This window comes from Niallia endozanthoxylica (assembly GCF_008710145.1).
Lineage (GTDB): Bacteria > Bacillota > Bacilli > Bacillales > Cytobacillaceae > Bacillus_BD > Bacillus_BD endozanthoxylica.
In genome coordinates, this window is record NZ_VYKL01000020.1 from 80,202 (window position 1) to 103,274 (window position 23,073).

General features: G+C 38.6%; 20 protein-coding genes and 1 riboswitch. Of the genes, 3 read left to right on the forward strand and 17 right to left on the reverse strand.

What is annotated here, in order from left to right; all coding sequences use genetic code 11:
* Positions 1-14: 14 nt before the first annotated feature.
* On the reverse strand, positions 15-458 hold the full coding sequence (locus tag F4V44_RS13825) for a MarR family winged helix-turn-helix transcriptional regulator (RefSeq protein WP_150440612.1): 444 nt from the start codon (positions 456-458) through the stop codon (positions 15-17).
* Positions 459-673: 215 nt separating this feature from the next.
* The gene (locus F4V44_RS13830) at positions 674-898 is read right to left on the reverse strand and encodes a helix-turn-helix domain-containing protein (protein ID WP_071395962.1); all 225 of its coding nucleotides are present in this window, start codon (positions 896-898) and stop codon (positions 674-676) included.
* A 337-nt stretch (positions 899-1,235) separates the two neighbouring features.
* On the opposite strand from F4V44_RS13830, the gene recQ reads away from it, so the two are divergent.
* Positions 1,236-3,374 (forward strand): DNA helicase RecQ, encoded by a 2,139-nt coding sequence (gene recQ / locus F4V44_RS13835; RefSeq protein ID WP_150440613.1) that lies wholly within the window; start codon positions 1,236-1,238, stop codon positions 3,372-3,374.
* Between the two features lie 245 nt (positions 3,375-3,619).
* Here the strand turns inward: recQ and sdhB are convergent, their stop codons facing one another.
* The 3 genes from sdhB to F4V44_RS13850 form a co-directional block, all read right to left on the reverse strand.
* Complete coding sequence (gene sdhB, locus F4V44_RS13840) at positions 3,620-4,381, reverse strand: succinate dehydrogenase iron-sulfur subunit (RefSeq protein ID WP_150440614.1); 762 nt, start codon at positions 4,379-4,381, stop codon at positions 3,620-3,622.
* 46 nt (positions 4,382-4,427) lie between these two features.
* Positions 4,428-6,182, reverse strand: coding sequence for a succinate dehydrogenase flavoprotein subunit (sdhA, locus tag F4V44_RS13845; RefSeq protein ID WP_150440615.1), 1,755 nt, complete (start codon positions 6,180-6,182; stop codon positions 4,428-4,430).
* A gap of 72 nt (positions 6,183-6,254) precedes the next feature.
* Positions 6,255-6,863, reverse strand: a complete 609-nt coding sequence (locus tag F4V44_RS13850) for a succinate dehydrogenase cytochrome b558 subunit (RefSeq protein ID WP_150440616.1) — start codon at positions 6,861-6,863, stop codon at positions 6,255-6,257.
* Between the two features lie 382 nt (positions 6,864-7,245).
* On the opposite strand from F4V44_RS13850, the gene F4V44_RS13855 reads away from it, so the two are divergent.
* Positions 7,246-7,710: a YslB family protein gene (locus F4V44_RS13855; protein ID WP_150440617.1), complete on the forward strand. Its 465-nt coding sequence runs from the start codon at positions 7,246-7,248 to the stop codon at positions 7,708-7,710.
* Between the two features lie 53 nt (positions 7,711-7,763).
* On the opposite strand, the gene F4V44_RS13860 is transcribed toward F4V44_RS13855, so the two are convergent.
* From F4V44_RS13860 to zapA, 12 genes are all read right to left on the reverse strand, one after another.
* The gene (locus F4V44_RS13860; protein ID WP_150440618.1) at positions 7,764-8,990 is read right to left on the reverse strand and encodes an aspartate kinase; all 1,227 of its coding nucleotides are present in this window, start codon (positions 8,988-8,990) and stop codon (positions 7,764-7,766) included.
* Positions 8,991-9,159: 169 nt separating this feature from the next.
* Positions 9,160-9,338, reverse strand: a riboswitch (Lysine riboswitch).
* A 72-nt stretch (positions 9,339-9,410) separates the two neighbouring features.
* Positions 9,411-11,183 carry an excinuclease ABC subunit UvrC gene (uvrC, locus tag F4V44_RS13870; protein ID WP_223881893.1) on the reverse strand — a complete coding sequence of 591 codons (1,773 nt, stop codon included), beginning with the start codon at positions 11,181-11,183 and terminating at the stop codon, positions 9,411-9,413.
* Between the two features lie 155 nt (positions 11,184-11,338).
* Positions 11,339-11,653 carry a thioredoxin gene (trxA, locus tag F4V44_RS13875; RefSeq protein ID WP_150440621.1) on the reverse strand — a complete coding sequence of 105 codons (315 nt, stop codon included), beginning with the start codon at positions 11,651-11,653 and terminating at the stop codon, positions 11,339-11,341.
* Between the two features lie 161 nt (positions 11,654-11,814).
* Positions 11,815-12,792 carry an electron transfer flavoprotein subunit alpha/FixB family protein gene (locus tag F4V44_RS13880; RefSeq protein ID WP_150440622.1) on the reverse strand — a complete coding sequence of 326 codons (978 nt, stop codon included), beginning with the start codon at positions 12,790-12,792 and terminating at the stop codon, positions 11,815-11,817.
* Between the two features lie 37 nt (positions 12,793-12,829).
* Complete coding sequence (locus tag F4V44_RS13885; protein WP_150440649.1) at positions 12,830-13,603, reverse strand: electron transfer flavoprotein subunit beta/FixA family protein; 774 nt, start codon at positions 13,601-13,603, stop codon at positions 12,830-12,832.
* Between the two features lie 77 nt (positions 13,604-13,680).
* A complete protein-coding gene (locus tag F4V44_RS13890) occupies positions 13,681-14,454 on the reverse strand; it encodes an enoyl-CoA hydratase (RefSeq protein ID WP_150440623.1) in 774 nt (257 codons plus the stop codon).
* A 174-nt stretch (positions 14,455-14,628) separates the two neighbouring features.
* On the reverse strand, positions 14,629-16,320 hold the full coding sequence (locus F4V44_RS13895) for an AMP-binding protein (RefSeq protein ID WP_150440624.1): 1,692 nt from the start codon (positions 16,318-16,320) through the stop codon (positions 14,629-14,631).
* Positions 16,321-16,543: 223 nt separating this feature from the next.
* On the reverse strand, positions 16,544-16,951 hold the full coding sequence (locus F4V44_RS13900; RefSeq protein WP_150440625.1) for a DUF350 domain-containing protein: 408 nt from the start codon (positions 16,949-16,951) through the stop codon (positions 16,544-16,546).
* Positions 16,952-16,969: 18 nt separating this feature from the next.
* A complete protein-coding gene (locus tag F4V44_RS13905) occupies positions 16,970-19,327 on the reverse strand; it encodes an endonuclease MutS2 (protein WP_150440626.1) in 2,358 nt (785 codons plus the stop codon).
* Positions 19,328-19,376: 49 nt separating this feature from the next.
* Complete coding sequence (gene polX / locus F4V44_RS13910) at positions 19,377-21,086, reverse strand: DNA polymerase/3'-5' exonuclease PolX (RefSeq protein ID WP_150440627.1); 1,710 nt, start codon at positions 21,084-21,086, stop codon at positions 19,377-19,379.
* Positions 21,087-21,160: 74 nt separating this feature from the next.
* On the reverse strand, positions 21,161-21,706 hold the full coding sequence (locus F4V44_RS13915) for a CvpA family protein (RefSeq protein ID WP_150440628.1): 546 nt from the start codon (positions 21,704-21,706) through the stop codon (positions 21,161-21,163).
* Between the two features lie 7 nt (positions 21,707-21,713).
* Positions 21,714-21,974, reverse strand: a complete 261-nt coding sequence (gene zapA / locus F4V44_RS13920; RefSeq protein WP_150440629.1) for a cell division protein ZapA — start codon at positions 21,972-21,974, stop codon at positions 21,714-21,716.
* Positions 21,975-22,117: 143 nt separating this feature from the next.
* Between zapA and rnhC the strand changes: the two genes are divergently transcribed.
* Entirely contained in the window at positions 22,118-23,062 is a 945-nt protein-coding gene (rnhC, locus tag F4V44_RS13925) for a ribonuclease HIII (protein WP_150440630.1), read from the forward strand.
* Positions 23,063-23,073: the final 11 nt, after the last annotated feature.

A 23,073-nucleotide genomic window follows, 5' to 3' on the forward strand; every position in this document is an offset into this window, starting at 1 on the left:
TTACCGCCTCATTCTTATCGCATATCATGGTGTAATCTCATTAAATTATGTTGTATTTGAGCTAAGTCATCAGGAGAATAATCTTTAAAAAGCTCACGTAAATAAGCTTGCCGTTTTTTTATGACTTCATCAATGAGCTTCTGTCCTTCCTGCAATAGGTGAATCCGAACAACTCTCCGGTCATTTTCAGCCCGTACTCTTTTAACCAAATTACTTTTTTCCATTCTATCAATTAAATCTGTTGTCGTACTGAAGGCTAAATACATTTTAGTCGACAGCTCGCCAATCGTCATATCTCCTTCATCAAACAGCCATTGAAGAGCAATAAATTGGGGAAGAGTAATCGAATAGTCGTTTAATAGCTCGCGCCCCTTTTGCTTAATGATACCAGAGATATAACGAAGATCTTTTTCTATATTTGCGACAACATCAATATATTCATTTTGATTAAATTCCATTCTTTATCGGACAACTCCTATATATTCGTTGAACATTCCTAATGGCTGTTCTTATTTTCTATCACTTTAATTTAAAATTCAAGAACATTTACTTAACAAACATGCAAATTATGTAATAATTCATCCTTAAATAAATATCTGAACCAATATGAATAGTAAATTACTCCTATCCATATATTAACCGGTATCCTCAAGAAGAGAATACCGGTTAAATTTCAAAGCTTTAGCTCTCCCATACGAAGGAGCTCTATAACAGCTTGGGAACGCCCCTTTACACCTAATTTCTGCATGGCATTCGAAATGTGATTCCGAACTGTTTTCTCGCTTATAAATAATTCTCCCGCGATTTCTTTTGTTGTCTTATCTTGTACTAACAGTTCGAATACTTCCCTTTCTCGTTTGGTGAGTAACGGCTTGTGTGTATATTCATTCTCCTTCAAGTATTGTAACCCTCCTTGCCTTCGCCAGCTTTGAACTGCGGGATGGGTATATATTTAGTCACCATATCATATGTCAGTAAAAGTATTGAAGTGACAATATTTCTTGAATGATGAGAATAAATTTTAAAATGTGCGCATATTTGTATTGAATTCGTCCCGTCGAATTTGCTCCCAGATTTTTATCTAGATCGCTCGATAAACTACCTCTAAAAAATTAATTCATCATCTATAGTATATGAGTCTAAACGCAGAAAGATTAGTTATATACTTCCCATCTTACCAATCAGGTTCTTCAATGTTACAATAGATAATATTCTAGTAAATAAGGTGATAAAGTATGCTGCAAGAAGCTAAGGAACTGTTACATGAATACTTTGGTTACTCCTCTTTTCGAAACGGACAGAAGGAAATTATTGAAAATATTTTACAACAGAAAAATACACTGGGTATCTTACCGACAGGTGGAGGAAAATCAATTTGTTTTCAAATCCCTGCATTATGTTTCTCCGGAACAACCATTGTTATTTCCCCGCTCATTTCACTCATGAAGGATCAAGTCGACTCACTCTCAAGTGCAGAAATTCCAGCAACGTTTGTCAATAGCTCCCTAACCTCAAAAGAACAGGCTGAACGGATTTCTCTCATCCGCCAAGGTGCCTACAAGCTTGTATATGTTGCACCGGAACGATTGGAGTCAGCACAATTTATTGATTTACTTAATTCAATTGACATCCCCTTGATTGCCTTTGATGAGGCACACTGTATCTCACAATGGGGCCATGATTTCAGACCAAGCTATCGCTCGATTATTTCATCCTTAAGCAGACTGAAACAAAATCCGATTATTGTTGCTTTAACTGCTACCGCTACGGAGAATGTAGCAGATGACATCCGTATATTATTGAATATTCAAAGCGCTGATACCTTTAAAACCGGCTTTGCACGTGAAAATCTCTCCTTTCATGTTGTAAAAGGAATAAATAAGCGTGACTCTATCATTTCTTATCTAAAACAACATCAAAAGCAATCCGGCATTATTTATACAGCTAGCAGAAAAGAAACCGATCAGCTCTACCAATTTTTATCTCAAAAAGGTTTTTCAGCAGCAAAATATCATGCCGGCCTTAGTGAAAAAGACCGGAAAATCGCACAGGATCAGTTTATCTATGATGAAAAAGAAATCATGATTGCCACGAATGCATTCGGTATGGGCATCGATAAATCTAATGTACGATTTGTCATTCATTATAATCTTCCAAAAAACATTGAGGCCTACTATCAGGAGGCAGGACGTGCCGGAAGAGACGGAGAAGAGAGTGAATGCTATCTTCTATTCTCGCCGCAAGATATTCAATTACAAAAATTTTTGATTGAAGAAACGAATCTTGATTCACAAAAGCGAGAGCAGGAATATCACAAGCTAAATCAAATGGTAATGTACTGCCATACAGAGGACTGTCTACAATCCTACATTATTCAATATTTTGATCAACAAAGCAGGCCCCTTTCCTGCGGAAAATGTTCAAACTGTGTGGATCATCGAGAAAAGGTCGATATTACCCGTGAAGCACAAATGATTTTTTCCTGCTGCAAGCGAATGGGAGAACGGTTTGGTGTTACATTAATTGCACAGGTATTAAAGGGCTCGAACCAAAAACGGCTTAAAGAATTACAGTTTCATGAGCTTTCAACCTATGGTTTACTTCGAGAGCAAACAGAAAAAGCCATCGTAAACATGATTAATTATTTACTTGCTGAAGGGTACCTCCTCCTAACGGACGGAAAATACCCAGTTGTGAAAGTAACACAAAAAGCGATGCCCATTTTAAAGGGACAGGAAACCGTTATGATGAGAAAAACTCCTGTTGTGACTAATAAGCCTGAAAATGACGAAAGCAGTGATTTATTTGAGATTTTGCGCGTCCTGCGTAAAGAAATAGCTGATGAGGAACGCATCCCGCCATTTATCATTTTTGCTGATAGTACGTTAAAAGAGATGAGTATGTACTATCCAACAAATGAAGAGGCTATGCTGCAAATAAAAGGCGTCGGACAAACGAAATTTACAAAGTATGGAGAAGCATTCATAGACAAAATATGCGAGTATATACAAGAAAAGAATATTCCTGTAGAAGCAATCCCACCCATTCAAAATGAAAACGAAAAACACGAGAAAGAACTTGAACAGCCAAGCCATATTCTTTCCTACCAGCTTTATATTCAAGGAATGACCATTGCAGAAATTGCAAAAGAGCGGAAATTAACAAACATAACTGTTCAAAAGCATATTATCCGCAGCATTCAAGAAGGGAATGAGGTCAATTGGCAGGACCTGTTTGATTCGGATACTGAGAAAAGGGTATTAGATGCGATGGGAATAACCGGAGGAGAGAAGCTTAAACCTATTTGGGAAGCATTAAACGGAGAAATTGATTATTTTATTATCCAGGCAGTTATGTGTAAAAGTCAGCTGTAACCTAAAAGAAAAAGAGGTTGTCCTATATGGACATCCTCTTTTTCTTTTGAAATCTAATCAAATTCGCCCCGTCGAATTTGCGCCCGGATTTTTATCGAGCTCGCTCGATAAATTACCTTTAAAAAATCCGAGGCATCCGCCGGAGGCTTAACTTCATTCAGCCGGGGTTTGAACCCCCACTGAATCAGAGAGCTTTTTGCATTCATCCCCCACTTATAGAAGTGGAGGACTTCTGCTGAATGAAGTTAAACTGTATCACTGCCAAAGAAATTTTTAAACGATTGAATCGTTGTATCTCTGTTCAGTGCAGCAATAGATGTAGTTAATGGAATACCTTTTGGACAAGACTGTACACAGTTTTGTGAATTTCCGCAGTTTGCCAAACCTCCATCACCCATGATTTGCTCTAAACGTTCCGCTTTGTTCATGGCACCTGTTGGATGAGCGTTGAATAAACGAACTTGAGATAATGGAGCTGGTCCAATAAAGTTCGATTTACTGTTTACGTTTGGACATGCTTCTAAACAAACACCACATGTCATACATTTTGAAAGCTCATATGCCCATTGACGTTTCTTCTCTGGCATACGTGGTCCGGCACCCAAATCATATGTTCCATCGATTGGAATCCATGCCTTTACTTTCTTTAATGAATCAAACATACGGCTTCTGTCGATTTGAAGGTCACGAACAACCGGGAATGTGCTCATTGGTTCTAAGCGGATTGGCTGTTCAAGCTGATCCACAATCGCAGAGCAGGATTGGCGTGGTTTGCCGTTGATTACCATAGAGCAAGCACCGCAAACCTCTTCTAAACAGTTCATTTCCCAAATGACAGGTGTAGTTTTTTCCCCTTTTTTATTAACAGGATTACGGCGTATTTCCATTAATGCTGCAATAACGTTTAAATTGGGACGATATGGTACTTCAAACTCCTCTTGATAAGGTGCTGAATTCATATCATCTTGACGGGTGATAATAAATGTTACGGTCTTTTGTTCAGACATCCCTATTTTCCCCTCTTTTTTGTTTTTTCATTCTTGTTAAACACTCTTAATGACTGCTCTTCGTATAGTCTCTCTTACGCGGCTGAATAAGTGATACGTCAATATCTTCATAATGGAATTCAGGTGCTGACTTGCTATCAACAAATTTAGCCATTGTGGTTTTCAAGAAGTCCTCATCATTACGATCAGGGAATTCAGGCTTGTAATGAGCACCGCGGCTTTCATTACGATTATAAGCTCCAAGTGTAATCACACGTGCAAGTTGAAGCATATGCTCTAACTGGCGAGTAAACGCTGCTCCTTGGTTACTCCATTTAGCCGTATCGTTAATATTGATATTTTGATAACGTTCCAGGAGTTCTTGAAGTTTTTGATCTGTTTGAAGCAACTTATCATTGTAACGAACAACCGTTACGTTCGCTGTCATCCATTCTCCTAATTCTTTATGAAGCACATACGCATTTTCTGTTCCATTCATAGACATAATATTATTCCATTTAGCTTCTTCCTGTTTAACATAACCATCATATACTGAAGATGCTACTGCATCTGAGCTCTTTTCCAATCCATTAATATAGCGAACAGCATTTGGTCCTGCAACCATTCCGCCATAGATAGCAGATAATAAAGAGTTAGCGCCTAAACGGTTTGCTCCGTGCATAGAATAATCACATTCACCAGCAGCAAACAGCCCTGGGATATTTGTCATTTGATCATAGTCAACATATAATCCACCCATTGAATAGTGGACAGCAGGGAAAATCTTCATTGGAAGCTTACGAGGGTCGTCACCTGTAAACTTCTCATAGATTTCGATGATACCGCCCAATTTAACATCAAGTTCATGCGGATCTTTATGAGAGAGGTCTAAATAAACCATGTTCTCTCCATTAATTCCAAGCTTCTGGTTAATACAAACATCGAATATTTCACGTGTTGCAATATCCCTTGGAACTAGGTTTCCATACGCAGGATATTTTTCTTCCAAGAAGTACCACGGCTTACCATCTTTGTAAGTCCAGATACGTCCGCCTTCACCACGGGCGGATTCACTCATAAGACGAAGCTTGTCATCCCCAGGTATTGCCGTTGGGTGGATTTGAATCATTTCTCCATTTGCATAATAAACACCTTGCTGATATGCGATAGCAGCAGCAGAGCCTGTGTTAATAACAGAGTTTGTAGACTTACCAAAGATAATTCCAGGTCCTCCAGTTGCCAAAATAACGGCATCTGCAGAAAAGGATTGAATTTCCATAGTTTTAAGATTTTGCGCTACAATACCGCGACAAACTCCTTCATCATCGACAACAATACTTAATAATTCCCAGCCTTCATACTTTGTAACTAATCCAGCAACTTCATGGCTTCTTACTTGTTCATCTAGCGCATAAAGTAATTGCTGACCAGTTGTCGCACCAGAAAATGCCGTTCTGTGGTGCTGTGTTCCACCGAAGCGACGAAAATCTAGTAAACCTTCTGGAGTACGGTTAAACATAACTCCCATACGGTCAAATAAGTGAATAATTCCCGGTGCAGCCTCACACATTGCTTTTACAGGAGGCTGGTTCGCTAAGAAGTCTCCACCGTATACAGTATCATCAAAGTGCACCCATGGAGAGTCACCTTCACCTTTTGTGTTTACCGCTCCATTAATACCACCTTGGGCACAAACCGAGTGAGAGCGTTTTACCGGTACAAGTGAAAATAAATCGACCGCTGTTCCCGATTCTGCAATTTTTGTTGTAGCCATTAGACCTGCAAGGCCTCCACCGACTACGATAACTTTCCCTTTCGACATTCGTAACTCACTCCAATCCATAGTACGTACATTATTTCGAGTATTCTATCAAACTGTGACTATCATTATGTCTTATACAAAAGCTAATATAGCACGCACGCCTACAATTGAAAGCGCAACAAAGATAGCCATTGTAACATAAGTGGAAATTTGTTGTGATCTTGGTGTCATTGTGATACCCCAGCTAATGCAGAATGACCATAAACCGTTTGCAAAATGGAATACTGCAGAAACAACACAGATAATATAGAACCATAACATAAACGGATTAGACAAAATGTCCTCCATCATCTGAAAATTAACCTCTGCTCCAAATGCTGCAGCAATCCTTGTTTCCCACACATGCCAAACGACAAAGATTAACGTAATAACACCTGTTACACGTTGAAGGACAAACATCCAATTTCTAAAATAATTATATCTGCCTGCATTATTTTTTGCTGTAAAAGCAATATAGATTCCATAAATTGCATGATATAATAACGGTAAGAAAATAATAAAAATTTCTAGAAAATACCTGAATGGAAGACTTTCCATAAAGTGAGAAGCATTATTAAAAGCCTCCTCTCCCCTAGTAGCAAAGTGATTCACAATTAGATGCTGTGTTAGGAATAACCCAACGGGAATAACACCTAGTAATGAATGCAATTTGCGATTAAAAAACTCTCGATTTCCAGCCATTGCATTTTACCCCCTTAGTTTTTTAAACATGATCATGGCCTTGCTCTTGCTCCCTCTCCTCATGAAATTTGAGCACCCGCTCAATTTGAGAAAAGCAAATAGTTTATTTTCTTACAATTGTATGACAACTTCATTTTACTCCCTAGTGAAATATGCGTCAAGAAAACGAATTACATTATTATCGTAATTCCTACATTTTTTTTAAAAAATTCAATCTAATCACAAAATTTTCTTATAACGAACAAATCTTTATGTATTATTTTGTAGTTTTTTAATAAAATCCCCATATTTAACTATTATTTCCAAAAACCTTTTTTTATCACATTCGCTTACTCAAATTAAAAATTGTATATAATAGAGTTATAGAAAGAGGGGAGAGCATTTGAGTAAAAGTACTGCTGAAGAGATACATCAGGAAGTCAGCTCTGAAGAGACCGTTCCTGCATTTGGTTATGAACTAATAAAAGATGTGTTACTACCTGAAATACTGGGAGATGACACCGCTGAGATTTTATATTGGGCCGGGAAAAAGCTTGCCCGAAAATACCCGTTAAACAGTCTTGAAGAGATTGTTGACTTTTTTAATAAGGCTGGCTGGGGCCGCTTAACGATTATTAAAGAATCAAAGAATGAACTTGAATTAGAATTAACCAGTTCAATTATTACAAATCGTATGCAAAATAAAAAATCCCGCGACTCCTATCAGTTTCAATTGGAAGCAGGATTTTTAGCTGAACAAATTGAACTGCAGCAGCAAGTGATTTCAGAAGCCTATGAACATCCGCGAAAAAAAGCTGATAAAGTCCTTTTTACAGTCAAGTGGGATAAAAAAGACGGCATATCCTAATCTAAAAACCTCCATCAGTGAGGTTTTTTATCATCACTGATGGATTCAACTTATTAGGACCTAACTGATGAATGTGACAACCCAAATGTTTTATGCAAGGATTCTACCGCATTTACCATCTGGCCATCTTCAATAACAGTCGATACTTTAATTTCAGATGTGCTGACCATTTTTACTTGAATTCCTTCTTCAGCAAGAATCGCAAACATCTCAGCAGCTACTCCTGGATTGGATACCATACCGGAGCCGACAATAGAAACCTTCGCTAAACCGGACTCCGTTTCAATTTCTTCATACGGAAATAAGCTTTTATTTTTTTCCAATACTTCTATTGTTTCTTTTAGATCATTGCTTTTTATAGAGAAGGATAGATTCGTCCTCTCATCAGAAAAGCTCTGGATAATAATATCAACGTTAATATGATGATTAGCTAAGGTTTTAAACACATCTGAAAGACCTGTTAAGGAATTGGTTAAACCATTTATCGTTACTCTTGTAATTTGATCTTCAAATGCGAGCCCGCGTACAACTAAATTTTCTTCCATTGTTACTTCCTCCTCGATGATGGTTCCAGGTTCTCTTTCAATACTTGAACGTACTTCAAGCGGTACAGAGTAATTCTTTGCGTATTCAACCGCTCTTGGATGCAGTACACTTGCGCCTAACTGAGCAAGTTCAAGCATTTCATCGTATGAAATAGTTTCTAGCTTGCGAGCATTCTTTATATAGCGCGGATCCGTTGTAAAAACACCTGTTACATCTGTATAAATATCGCATTTATCTGCCTTTAAAGCCGCTGCTAATGCAACAGCCGTCGTATCAGAGCCACCACGGCCTAGTGTAGTAATTTCATCATCTTCTGTAATTCCTTGGAACCCCGCAACGACAACAATTTTCCCTTCCTTTAAAGGACGCTCAATCCTGCTCGTATCTATGTTTAATATTCTGGCATTTCCATGAACAGATTCGGTCATCATTCCTGCCTGCCAGCCTGTATAGGAAACGGCTTCAAAACCCTTTTCTAATAAAGCCATGCTTAAAAGAGAGATGGTTACCTGTTCACCTGTTGAAAGCAGCATATCCATTTCTCTTTTACTTGGATACTCTGATATTTCATTTGCCATCTTAACTAGCTGATCAGTTGTTTTCCCCATTGCTGAAACAACAACAACCACATCGTTCCCTCTTTGTTTCTCTTCAATAACCCGCTCAGCAGCATTCTTAATCTTTTCTACAGTGCCAACCGAGGTACCGCCAAACTTTTGCACAATAATCCCCATGATTTCCCTTCTTTCTAATATGTTGTTAATTTCCTAGAGCATCTGCTAATCTTGTGAAAGAAGCTCATTCATGTAAAAAGACATGAATGCCAAAACGCACAAAAAAAGCAATGAGTTTCTACCTCATTGCTGTGATTGTTCAGTATTATTCCAATAATACGCGCACACAAAATGAGATAGCTCTCCAAGACTGATAGGTCTTGACAATCCTGCATTTATTAAATACAGGACCAGCAAAGAAAGCAATGAGTCCTTCTCTACTTCGGCAGACGTCCCTTTTAAAATCCTTCCCAGAAGCTCATCCTTCTCCGGATTTTTACTCATGAAGTCCGCACCTCTACCTTCACTTCAACACTGTATAGTGCCAAAATTATAAAGTTAAGTTAAACCCACTATAACATACTGCGGATAAACTGACAATTATTCTTGAAGTTTATCTAGTAATGCTTTTGCTGTGTTCTTCGGTATTCCGACAGCAGTAATATCCTCAAGCGATGCTTCCTTTAATTTTTTAACAGAGCCAAAGACTTTTAACAATTGTTTTTTCCGTTTCTCACCTATACCTGGAACATCATCAAGTATGGATTGAAAAGCATTTTTTCCCCTTAATTGACGATGAAATGTAATAGCAAAGCGGTGAACCTCGTCCTGGATTCTTTGCAATAAATAAAACTCCTGACTGTTTCTGGCAAGCTCAATGACTTCAAGCGGGCTCCCATATAAAAGCTGGGAGGTTCGATGCTTCTCATCCTTAGCTAGTCCGGCAATAGGAACATCAATCCCCAATTCATTTTCCAATATATCTCTTACCGCTTCAATATGTCCCTTTCCACCATCAATAATAATTAAATCGGGAAACGGCAGGCCGTCTTTTAAGACACGGGTATATCTTCTGCGCACAACTTCCCGCATCGATTCATAATCATCCGGTCCCTGTACTGTCTTAATCTTATATTTCCGGTATTCCCTTTTTTCCGGTTTCCCGTCAATAAAAACAATCATTGCGGAAACAGGGTCTGTGCCTTGGATATTCGAGTTATCAAATGCCTCAATTCGGTGCGGAGTATAAATGCCCATTGCCTGTCCAAGCCGTTCAACCGCATGAATTGTCCGTTCTTCATCCCGTTCAATTAACGAGAATTTTTCAGAAAGAGCAATCTTTGCATTCTTTTCGGCCAATTTAATCAATTCCTTTTTTTGTCCCCTTTGCGGCCGCAGTACCTTCACCTTCAATAATTCCTCAGCTATTTCAACTGATACTGTATCTGGAACAAGAATCTCCTTCGGTTTAAAGTGATTTTCTTTTGTATAGAATTGTCCCAAATATGTCAAAATCTCTTCTTCCGGTTCATTATATAGCGGAAACATGGATACATCGCGCTCAATTAATTTTCCTTGTCTGATAAAAAAGACTTGAACACACATCCAGCCTTTATCGACTGCATACCCAAATACATCGCGATCGGTAAAGTCCGTCGTCGTCATTTTTTGTTTTTCCATCGTTGCTTCAATATGGGCAATTCGGTCTCTGTATTCCTTCGCTCGTTCAAAATCAAGCTCCTCCGCGGCTAGAGTCATTTTTTCTGTTAATTCTTTTTTAATTTCTTTATAGCCGCCATTTAAAAAACGCGTGATTTCATCTGTTATCCGCCGATATTCTTCTTCATTTACTTCATTTACGCAAGGTGCAAGACACTGGTCTAAATGATAATACAGGCAGACACGGTCAGGAAGTGTCGAACACTTTCTTAAAGGATAAATCCGGTCAAGAAGCTTCTTCGTCTCATTTGCAGAATGTACATTGGGATAAGGACCAAAGTATTTTCCCTTATCTTTCTTTACTTTTCTTGTTGTTATCAGCCTTGGATGTCTTTCTGTAGTCAGCTTGATAAATGGATAACTTTTGTCATCCTTCAGCATGATATTATACTTAGGATCATATTTTTTGATTAGGTTTATTTCAAGTACAAGTGCCTCGATATCTGATGAGGTAACGATATATTCAAAATCCTCGATTTCATTTACTAGTCTTAAGGTCTTTCCATCATGGGAACCCGTGAAATAAGACCTCACACGATTTTTAAGAATCTTTGCCTTACCGACATAAATGATTGTTCCCTGACGGTCTTTCATTAAATAACAGCCAGGCTGTTCAGGCAAAAGTGTGAGTTTATTTTTGATTGTATCATTCATCCTGGTTCCCTCCTTTTCCATTTCTTTTTTCATTTTAGTTGTTAGGAGGACAATTGGGCAAGTACGAAACAGAGAAGCACCTAAAAAGAAAATGGAAAAAACCCGCTAACGGATTTGGCTAACGGGTTTTGGTTTATATGGTTATATTGACTGAATTAAAATTGTTGTTGTAAACGTTCAGCAAGTGCTTCTTTAGGTTGGAAGCCTATCACTTTATCCACAACTTCGCCGTCTTTTAGAACGATTAAAGTTGGAATGCTCATGACGCCAAATTTTGCGGCTGTTTCTTGATTTTCGTCAACGTCTACTTTAACGATTTTCACTTTTTCACCGATTTCAGAATCAAGATCTTCTAAAACAGGTGCAATCATTTTACAAGGTCCGCACCATGGTGCCCAGAAATCAACAAGTACTAAACCAGAACCTGTTTCATTAGCAAACGTTTGATCAGTTGCATGTGTAATAGCCATTTTAACAATTTCCTCCTCGAATAACTTAAAATTCTATTGAAAGTATATCATCGTTACATTTAACATGCTAACAATTTGCTTCAACGGTGGTAGTATGTCCAAAATATAACGCTTTAAAACAAAAACGAACGGATTAACCTTCCGCCCGTTTTTCCTTTTTTCTATGATTTATTTAGCAGCTTTCTAAATTCTTCCGTTAGCATTGGAACTACTTCAAATAAATCTCCAACAATTCCATAATCAGCTACATTAAAAATATTCGCTTCTGAATCTTTATTAATAGCGACAATTACTTTTGAATTAGACATTCCCGCTAGATGTTGAATGGCACCGGAGATTCCGCAGGCAATATATAAATCAGGCGTTACGACTTTTCCTGTCTGTCCAATTTGCAAGGAATAATCACAATAATCCGCATCGCAGGCACCTCGTGATGCTCCGACTGCTCCCCCTAAAATTTTTGCTAATTCTTGTAACGGTGCAAATCCCTCTTTACTCTTTACACCGCGTCCCCCAGCGACAATTACTTTAGCTTCAGAAAGATCAACACCCATACTTGCTTTGCTGACAACTTCCTTAATAATAGAGCGTAAGTCTTTTATTTCCATCTTTAATGAGGAAATATCACCTGTTCTCGACTCATCCTTCACAAGCGGAACAATGTTGTTCGGACGAATGGTAACAAAGCTTAGTCCATCTGTAATGATTTTCTTTTCAAAAGCTTTCCCTGAATAAATCGGGCGAGTAAAGATAAGATTGCCCGCCGCTCCTTCAATCCTAGTAACGTCTGAAACTAAACCTGAATTTAATTTCGCTGCCAGCCTAGGTGCCAAATCCTTTCCCAAAGCTGTATGACCAAAAATAATTCCATCAGGGTTTACATCTTGGATAACCGCTAAAAGAGCTTGCGCATAACCATCTGATGTATATTGAGCTAAATTAGCATGTTCCACTGTTACTACACGATCTGCTCCATATTGAATTAAGTCACTTCCTAAAGCATTAACAGATTGACCCACTAATACACCGACCACTTCACCGCCTTGTGCAGCACTTTTGGCAGCCGCTATTGCTTCAAAAGAAACATTACGCAACGAACCTTCACGAATTTCACCAAGCACAACCATTTTTTTTGACATAAGTATGATTACCTCCTGGTTTTATTTACCCCTTGGATTAAATCACTTTCGCTTCATTATGAAGAAGCTGAACTAGTTCTTTTGCTTGGTCCTCTAGCTCTCCCTTCAGCACACGCCCTGCTTCCTTTTTTGGAGGAAGAAAGATTTCAATTGTTTTTGTTTTCGCCTCAACATCTTCCACTTCAAGGTCCAGGTCATCTAATTCAAGTTCAGCAAGCGGCTTTTTCTTAGCCTTCATTATCCCTGGTAACGATGGATAACGAGGCTCATTTAAACCTTGCTGCGCTGTCACTAATAACGGCAGATTTGTTTCAATGACTTCGGAATCCCCTTCCACATCTCGCACAACTGTGACACGATTTCCATCTATTTCAAACTTTGTGATCGTTGTTACATAATTAATCCCAAGCAATTCAGCCACTCTTGGTCCTACTTGGCCTGAGCCTCCGTCAATGGCTACATTGCCGCCTAGAATTAAGTCAGGAGACTTATCCTTTAAATATTCCGCGATTACTTTCGCCGTTGTGAACTGATCCCCATTTTCTATATCCTCTTCAATGTTCAACAGTACTGCTTTATCTGCTCCCATCGCTAATGCAGTACGGAGTTGTGTTACAGCATCTTGACTGCCGACAGAAATAACCGTTACTTCTCCACCTTTCGCGTCTCTAATTTGGATTGCCTCTTCTATGGCATATTCATCATATGGATTAATAATAAATTCAACACCGTCTTCATTGATACGGCCGCTTGACAAGGTGATTTTCTCCTCAGTATCAAAAGTTCTTTTCATAAGAACATAAATATTCATCATTGACCGCCTCCTGACATATTCTCAAATAAAATATTCAATATATTACCGGTAAAAAAAATATATGCAATAGCCTACTAGTTCCCTTTAAACTCAGGTTCTCTTTTTTCTATAAAAGCAGAAATACCCTCTTTTGCGTCGTTTGAGGAAAACACTTCACCAAAGAGCTCTGCTTCTTTTTCAACTCCTGCATAATACTCTTTCGTTTTTGCTGCGTTTAATAACGTAATAACTGCCTTTATGGAGGCTGGACTTTTCTTAGCAATGAATTTAGCTATTTCCTCCGTCTTATTAAGCAGTTCCTGTTCAGGAAAGGCATGATTAGCTAATCCGTATTGTACTGCTTCTGTACCTGTAATGGCTTTGCTTGTCAACAGCATTTCCGCTGCCCTAGCAACCCCGACATACTTTGGAAGCCTTTGTGTTCCGGCAAATCCCGGAATTAATCCTAGCTGCAGCTCCGGCAAACCCAGCTTTGCATCTTCAGCCACTATTCTAAAATGACAGGCCATCGCTAACTCCAGCCCGCCTCCAAGTGCAGCGCCATGAATGCAAGCAATAATCGGTTTAGCAAAGATTTCTATTCTCTCAAATAAATCTTGACCATACTTGCCATATTGAGCAAATTGTTCATTCGATTTAATACTAGTAAACTCTTTAATATCAGCACCTGCAGAAAAAAATCGCCCTTCTCCGTGAATAATGACCACTCTAAGTTCATCATTTTTCTCAATTTCATCCAGTACTGATGAGAGTTCCTTCAGTGTAACTGAAGAAAGAGCATTTGCGGGTGGTCTCTTAAGTGTAATCTTCACTACTCTATCATGATAACTCCACTTTACATTTTCCAATTGAACACCACCTCATTTCTCTTTTTCTTAGACAAACATTTTAAACAGTCAGTACATAATTTCGATGATTATTTATATTATCCCTGCAATCGTTCAGAAATTTCAGATTATGAGAACAATTGCAGGGATACGTCTTCTTGCTCATATAGAAGCTACTATGAATTCTGGCTTTTATCATACCTGCTCATTATCCTGAATCTTATTTCTTTCTTCATCAATTAACACTCTGCGCAATATTTTTCCAACTGTACTTTTGGGTAATTCATCACGAAATTCATAGATTCGCGGCACTTTATAAGCTGCAAGATATTTGCGTGAAAACTCATCAAGTTCTTGTTCATTCACAAAGGAGTTCTTCTTTAACACAATATAGGCTTTTACTGTTTCACCGCGATACGGATCAGGGACCCCTGCAACCACGGCTTCTTGTATATCCGGATGTTCGTATAATACTTCTTCCACTTCTCTTGGATATACATTAAAACCGCCTGCAATAATCATATCCTTCTTCCGATCGACCACATAGAAATATCCCTCCTTATCCATATACCCAAGATCCCCTGTAACAAGCCAGCCATCTTGAATGATATTTTCAGTTTCTTCCAGTTTATTCCAATATCCTTTCATAATTTGCGGACCTTTTATGAGAATCTCACCGATTTCACCTGGCAGAAGAGACTCTCCATTTTCCAGTGAAATGATTTTCACATCTGTATCTGGCCAAGGTACGCCAATACTCCCTTTTTTTCTTTTCCCCCATAGGAAATTTGCATGAGTAATCGGTGATGCTTCCGTTAATCCATAGCCCTCCACTAGTTTCCCGCCTGTTTCCTTCTCAAATTGCTGCTGTACTTCAACCGGTAACGGTGCAGAACCGCTAAGACAGGAATCTATGGAGGATAGATCATATTTTTTCAAATCTGGATGATTGAGTAAGCCAATATAGATTGTAGGCGCCCCCGGAAATAAGGTTGGACGCTGTTTGTGTATCGTCTTTAAAGTTGTTTCAGGGTCAAATTTAGGCAGCAATATCATTTTGTAAGCTTCCAATACTGCCAGTATCATTAATGTTGTTATTCCATACACGTGGAAAAAGGGAATGATTCCAAGAATGATTTCCTCTCCACGTTTACATTTATATAACCAGGCAGAACACATGGAACTATTTGCGACAAGATTTTTATGCGTCAGCATGACACCCTTAGGGAAGCCCGTTGTTCCTCCTGTATATTGAAGAAGAGCAACATCCTCCTCATGATGTTCACTATTTTCTGTATAGGCATTCTTCGATCGTTTTAAGATTTCTTTCAATAAATGATTATTATTCTCGTGTTTGACATTCACAACAAGTCCATACTGTTTTTTCTGGAGAAAAGGGTAGATGATGTTTTTTGGGAAGGGGAGGAATTCCTTAATAGCGGTTACAACAATATGCTGTAAATTTGTACTTGCTTTCACTTTTGTTACCCTTGGATACAAAATATCCAGCGTAATAATTAATTTTGTTCCAGAATCCTTCAATTGATATTGCAGTTCACGTTCAGTGTAAAGAGGGTTCGTTTCCACGACAATTCCTCCAGCCATCAAAATCCCGTAGAAAGAAATGACTGCCTGGGGACAATTAGGAAGCATGATTGCAACGCGGTCACCTTTTTCAATACCTATTTCCTGTAAATAGCCTGCAAGCCTTCTTGCAGCATCATATATATATTGGAATGTAAATTCTTTGCCTAAGAAATGGATGGCCTTTTTATTTGGAAATTCTGCTGCCGTTCTTTTTAAGTAATCTTGAAGAGGTTTATTATCGTAATTTAGCTCGGGAGGGATTTCCTCCGGATAAAGTTGAAGCCACGGTTTTTCACTCATGATGCCCCTCCTTATTCGTGACAAACCTTCATCTAAATGATTGCATTTATCTATATATATGGATTTCTTTCCCCCAATTAGAACATAAAAAAACGAACCCGCATGCTTACAGGTTCGTTTTTCTTTCAGACAAAAAGTACCATATAAATAATCCCAATCAACAAAAAAATACCACAACAGATGAATAGTATTTTTGCAAGTTTTTCCACTTTATGCTCTCCCTCTAAGTAATACTTGCTCCAATGACATAGGACAATCCAATCGAAATGACCAGCGAAATCAAAGCAACTGCTCTGTTATCCTTCTCAATTTCTTCATCTATTTTGAAGGATGGCGTTAGAAATTCAAAAATGAAATAACCAACTAGCAACAGAAGGAAACCAAACACTCCCCAGCCTATCATTGTAAGTAACGTATCGTTGTGTTCAATCGTATAACGAAAAATATTAGTGATGCCAAATATTTTTCCTCCGGTGGCCATTGCGACTGCCAAATTGCCCTTTTTTATTTCCGTCCAATTGTTATACTTTGTCACCAATTCAAAAATGGCTAAGAATACAATGATACAAAGTATCACAACACTGTAATTAGCTGCTGTTTGAATATACTGGTTCTCCCAAAATTGATTCATGAAAAGCCTCACCGTCCATTATTTGAACTCTACTATTGTGACACCGGTACCGCCTTCTCCATGATCACCAAAGCGTATACTCTTGACTGAACGATGATTGCGTAAATATTCCTGTACACCTTGCCTTAAAGCTCCAGTACCCTTGCCGTGTATAATCGACACTCGAGGATAAGCAGCCAACAGGGCATCATCTATATACTTTTCAACCCTGGAAAGAGCATTTTCATATCTTTCTCCACGCAAGTCCAACTCAAGACTGACATGAAAATCCTTTCCTTTTATTGTAGCAATTGGTTTTGTTTCCACTGCTTTCGGCGTCTTAATATACTCGAGATTTTTTTCCTCGACCTTCATCTTTAAAATCCCTATTTGAACCTGCCATGTATCTGATGATACTTTCTCAATCAATGTACCTTTTTGATCAAAGCTTAAGATTTTTACTTCATCACCCGGTTGGTACACATGTTTTTTTGCTTGTTTTGCTGTAAAAGCTCTGGATTTTCTTTCTTTCGGAGCAGCTTCGTTTAATTTTCTCTGTGCATCAATTAATTCATGTTCTTTTATTTCAGCCTGCTTGTCCTGACGCATTTTTCTCAGATCATGAATAATCCCTTCTGCTTCTCTTTTTGCTCTGTCAAGAATTTCGCGGGCTTCATCTGTTGCTTTATCATAGAGCGTATCTTTCTTTTCGTAGTACTCAATCATTTGCTTTTGTAAATCCTTTTGCAGCATTTCAGCATTTTTCAGAATCTCGTTCGCTTCCTGTAATTCCTTTTCTGCCTGACGCTTGCTTTCTTCTAACGAAGCAATCATATTTTCAACCTGATGGCTGTCCGCACCAACAAACGACCGAGCCTTTTCGATTACCTGGTCACTTAAGCCAAGCCGTTTTGATATTTCGAACGCATTGCTTCGTCCTGGAACACCAATCAATAATCGATAGGTTGGACTAAGTGTATCAATATCAAATTCGACACTGGCATTGACAACTCCTTCCCGATTATACCCATATGCTTTTAATTCAGGGTAATGGGTAGTCGCTATTACACGGGCTCCTCTTCGGTTCACTTCATCTAATATGGAAATGGCTAATGCTGCACCTTCCTGCGGATCCGTTCCGGCACCAAGCTCATCAAATAAAACAAGACTTTCAAAGTCTACACTTTTTAAGATATCAACAATATTGACCATATGGGAAGAAAATGTACTTAAGCTCTGTTCAATTGATTGTTCATCACCAATATCTGCATAGACAGCACCAAAAACAGCCATTTCTGAGCCATCTAAAGCAGGAATCTGCAAACCAGCTTGAGCCATTAACGTACAAAGCCCGACTGTTTTAAGTGTAACCGTTTTTCCGCCTGTATTAGGACCAGTAATAACAATCGTTGTATAGTCCTTTCCTAAAGTCACATCATTTGCTACGACCTCATCAATCGGAATTAAGGGATGGCGTGCTTTCACTAATGAAATACGGCCTTCCTGATTCATAATTGGCTTGGTTGCTTTAATCCTATTGCTGTAACGTGCTTTTGCAAACATAAAATCTACATCTGCAAGGATTTCTACTATTGTCTCCAATTCAAAGCTGTACTCTCCTGTTTGGGCAGATAGCATAATCAGAATCCGCTCAATTTCCTGCTGTTCTTTGATCCGTATATTCTGGATGTCGTTATTTAAATCGACAATCGCCTGCGGTTCAATAAATAAAGTTTGGCCTGAGGAACTCTGGTCGTGGATAATCCCGCCATAATGTCCGCGATATTCCTGCTTCACCGGGATAACAAACCGATCATTTCGAATGGTAATAATGGCGTCAGAAAGCATTTTCTGTGCACTTGATGAGCGAATCATGCTTTCTAGGCGTTCCCGAACCCTAGTTTCTTTTGTGCGAAGCTGATTTCTTAGTGAACGCAGTGTTTCACTTGCACTGTCTAGCACTTCTCCATTATCATCAATAGCATTTTTAATCGATTGTTCTAACTCTGCAAGAACGATAATTCGTCCTGCTTTCTCAAGCAGAAGCGGAATGTCTCCATCCTCCTCTGAAAATTCTTCAATAAATCGTTTGATTTGTCTGCTTGCATGAACGGTACTAGCAACCTGCATCAATTCATGGGAACTAAGCATTCCCCCTATCACTGAGCGTTTTACATGCGGGCGAATATCAAATATCCCGCCTAAAGGAATATTCGCTTTAATGCGAAACACTTTTGCTGCTTCATCTGTTTCTTCCTGACTCTTTACAACCTCTTCAAAATCTGTAGAAGGAATAAGCTTTTCAGCTAACTCTCTTCCTAATGAAGACGATACATGTTCAAGAAGCTGCGCCTTCACTTTTTCAAACTCTAGTACCTTTAAAACTTTTTGCTGCATGGAGATATTTCCTCCCTCTATTTTAGAAAGCTCTATTCGCCTTCCGTAATTACCTGTCCTTGAGATATGCCATGAATGTATGAATATCCCATGTATTTACTACACTTGTTTTCTTCATCCAGCCCTTTCTTGCAGTAGAAACCCCAATTTTCATGTGATCAAGTGTTTCCAGCTTATGGGCATCTGTATTAATCATTATTTTTACCCCTGCTGCCTGCGCCTTTTGAATATGGTCAGAGGATAAGTCAAGGCGATTAGGATTTGCGTTTAATTCTAATGCCGTGTTCGTTTCTTTTGCTAATTCAATCAGCCATTCCATATCAACAGAATAACCATCTCTTTTTCCAATTTTCCTTCCGGTTGGATGGGCGATTAAATCTACGTTTGCATTGTATAAAGCTATTTTTAACCGAGACATGATTTTTTCCTGTGGCTGGGAAAATCCTGAGTGAATAGAAGCAATAACAAAATCCATTTCCTCAAGCAATTCATCATCATAATCGAGCGTACCGTCTGGTAGTATATCCATTTCAACACCAGCAAGAATTGTAATATCTTCATACTTCTCATTTAATCGTTGAATTTCTTCTCTTTGTCTTCGAAGCCGGTCAGGAGTCAAGCCATTTGCAACCTTTAAATATTGGGAATGGTCCGTAATAGCCATATATTGATAGCCTTTAGCACGGCATGCTATGACCATCTCTTCAAGGGAATGTGCACCATCACTCCATGTCGTATGCATATGGAGATCGCCTTTTATATCAGGGAGAGAAATCAAGCCGTAATCTTCCTGATATTCTTCCACTTCCTTTCCATCCTCTCTCATTTCTGGAGGAATAAACGGCAGATTGAAATGAGCATAAAACTCAGACTCTGATGTAAATGTTAGTACATCACCATTTTCAGTCTGAACCCCGTACTCACTAATTTTTTCGCCTCTTGCCTTTGCAAGCTGTCTCATACGTACATTATGTTCCTTTGATCCTGTAAAATGATGAAGAGTAGTTGCGAATTCTTCCGGAAGAACCAGCCTGAAGTCTATAGATACATCATAGCCATTGTCCAAAACAACCGATACCTTCGTATCTCCAGCAGCAATGACATCCTTAATATTCGTCAATTTTAATAGTTGTTCCTTAACCGCTAAGGGCTGTTTTGTTGCGATAATAAAATCCAAATCTTTTATCGTTTCTTTCATTCTCCGGAGACTGCCTGCCCTTGAAAACTGCATCACACCGTCCATTTGTTCTAACTCAGCTTCAATCTTTTCCGCTAAAGGCAGCATAAACGCAAGCGGCAACCGTTCAGGTCTCCTGTCTGCCTGCAGCAGCGATGACAAAATCTTTTCTTCAGACTTTATTCCAAATCCTTTTAATTCTTGAATTTTATGATTACGACACGCGTTCTCCAAATCCTCAGCATTTTCAATTCCAAGCTCCTTGTATAACCTTGCAATTTTTTTACCTCCTAAACCCGGCAGCTGCAAAAGAGGAATTAATCCTTTGGGAACCTCTTCTTGCAGCGCCTTAAGAACTGAAGACTTTCCTTCCTTTATGTATTCTTCTATTACTGCGGCAGTTCCCTTTCCAATTCCCGGAAGAATCGTAAAGTCAGAGATCTCTTCCACAGCCGCTTCATGTACTTCCAGTGCTTGGGCCGCTTTTCTAAATGCCGACACTTTAAACGTATTTTCACCCTTCAATTCCATATAAATCGCAATCGTTTCTAATAAACGAATAATTTCTTGTTTATTTGTCATCCATATTCACCTTCAGGCTCATCCTTTTCTCCTTATTATTCCCTTAAAAAGAAAACTTCTCTCGAAAGAGAAGTTTATTTCACCGAAGAGTTCTGTATCCACAAATCTTGAATGTGTTGTGATAGAATCGGAGTTTGCTTTACAATAAATTCTGTCAATATTGAATCCGTTAGAGAAGCTTGAATGGATTCAATTGGAAGGAGTGCTGCTATAAATAGTATAATAAACATGATAAGATAAACTTCAATGAAACCTAATATCCCACCCGCCCAAATATTAAGCTGCTTTACTATTGGGATTTGGGCAACAAAATCTAGCATGTTTCCAATAATCTGCAAAAGAATCTTTACAGCAAAAAAAATCACGACAAATGCAATGGCGCGATAATAAGCATCTTCTAAATTTGCATTTTCAAACAGCATAGCATATGTAGAATTCATGTCTAGATTAGGGAATGGAATCCAAAGAGTTAATCTTGGAGCAAGCTGATTGTAATACAAATACGCAACGATAAAAGCAATAATAAATCCAGTAAGGTGAACAAGCTGAAGGATAAACCCTCTCTTTAACCCTACTAAAAATCCAAAAAATAATATAATGAGTACAGCTAGGTCCAACATGACTTTTTCAGTCCTTTACTCGTTTTAATTCTTCTTCCAAATGTGCAACTTTTTCCTTTAATTGAAGATAGTCATTCACAATATTCATAGCAGTTAATACGGCTAATTTATTGGTACCAAGAGAAGGATTCATGGAGTTAATCTCACGCATTTTCTCATCGACCACTGAAGCAACCCGGCGGATATGTCTTGGGCTCTCTGTGCCGATAACAACATACTGTACACCGTAAATATCAACAGTTATGCGATTTTTCTTTGTTTGTGACAAGCTGCATGCCTCCATTCAAAAGAATCCTAATCATAATCATAACATGAACATAAAACAGTGAAAAGAAAGAAATGTAGGATTAAGTTGAAGAATGTCAAATTTAGTGTCGGATAGTCTGCTATATCAATTAAGGAGGAAATCATTTGAGCCATGTCGTACTAAAGAAAAGCACTAAGGAAATGACCAAAATGATGGAATACTACCAAGCTAACCTAACAGCGAAAATACCGCCTGGAGGATTATTTTCTGCAAAGACGCCTGAATGTACCATTACAGCCTATAAATCCGGCAAAGTTCTTTTTCAAGGCAGCCGGTGTCAGGAGGAAGCAAAAAAATGGGGGTCCTCCGAAGATAGTAAAGAAGAAACAAAAACGAAAAAACCAGCTGCTAAAACAAAGGTTTCGTCCAGCCTGCCAACCAATATCAGCCAGCTATCTGCCATTGGTTCAGACGAAGTAGGAACAGGAGATTTCTTCGGTCCGATTACCGTCTGCGCTGCTTACGTAAGAAAAGAAGACATGCCGCTCATTAAAGAAATTGGCGTCCAGGATTCCAAAAATTTAAATGATGAAAAAATATCTGCTATTGCCAAACAATTAATTACCTTTTTACCGTACAGTCTTTTGGTCCTGCATAATGAAAAATATAATAAGCTTCAAGCATCAGGCATGTCACAGGGGAAAATAAAAGCACTCCTTCACAATCAAGCAATCGGCCATTTGCTGACAAAAATGACACCAGAAAAACCTGAAGCGATTTTAATTGACCAATTCGCCAAAGAAGAAGTCTACTACGGATATTTAAAAGGACAAAAAGTCATTCATAAAGAGAATGTCTATTTCAGTACAAAAGCAGAAGGAGTGCACCTAGCCGTTGCTGCTGCCTCGATTATTGCCAGACATGCTTTTGTCCAGCATTTTGAAAAATTAAGCAAGGCTGCTGGGTTTAAAATTCCAAAGGGGGCAGGTTCACAAGTCGATGTTGCTGCTGCGAGACTCATTAAGGAAAAAGGGAAAGAGGTACTCCCTAAGTATGTGAAGCTGCATTTTGCTAATACTGAAAAAGCAATGAAATTATTGAAAAAATAACTTAGTTCAAC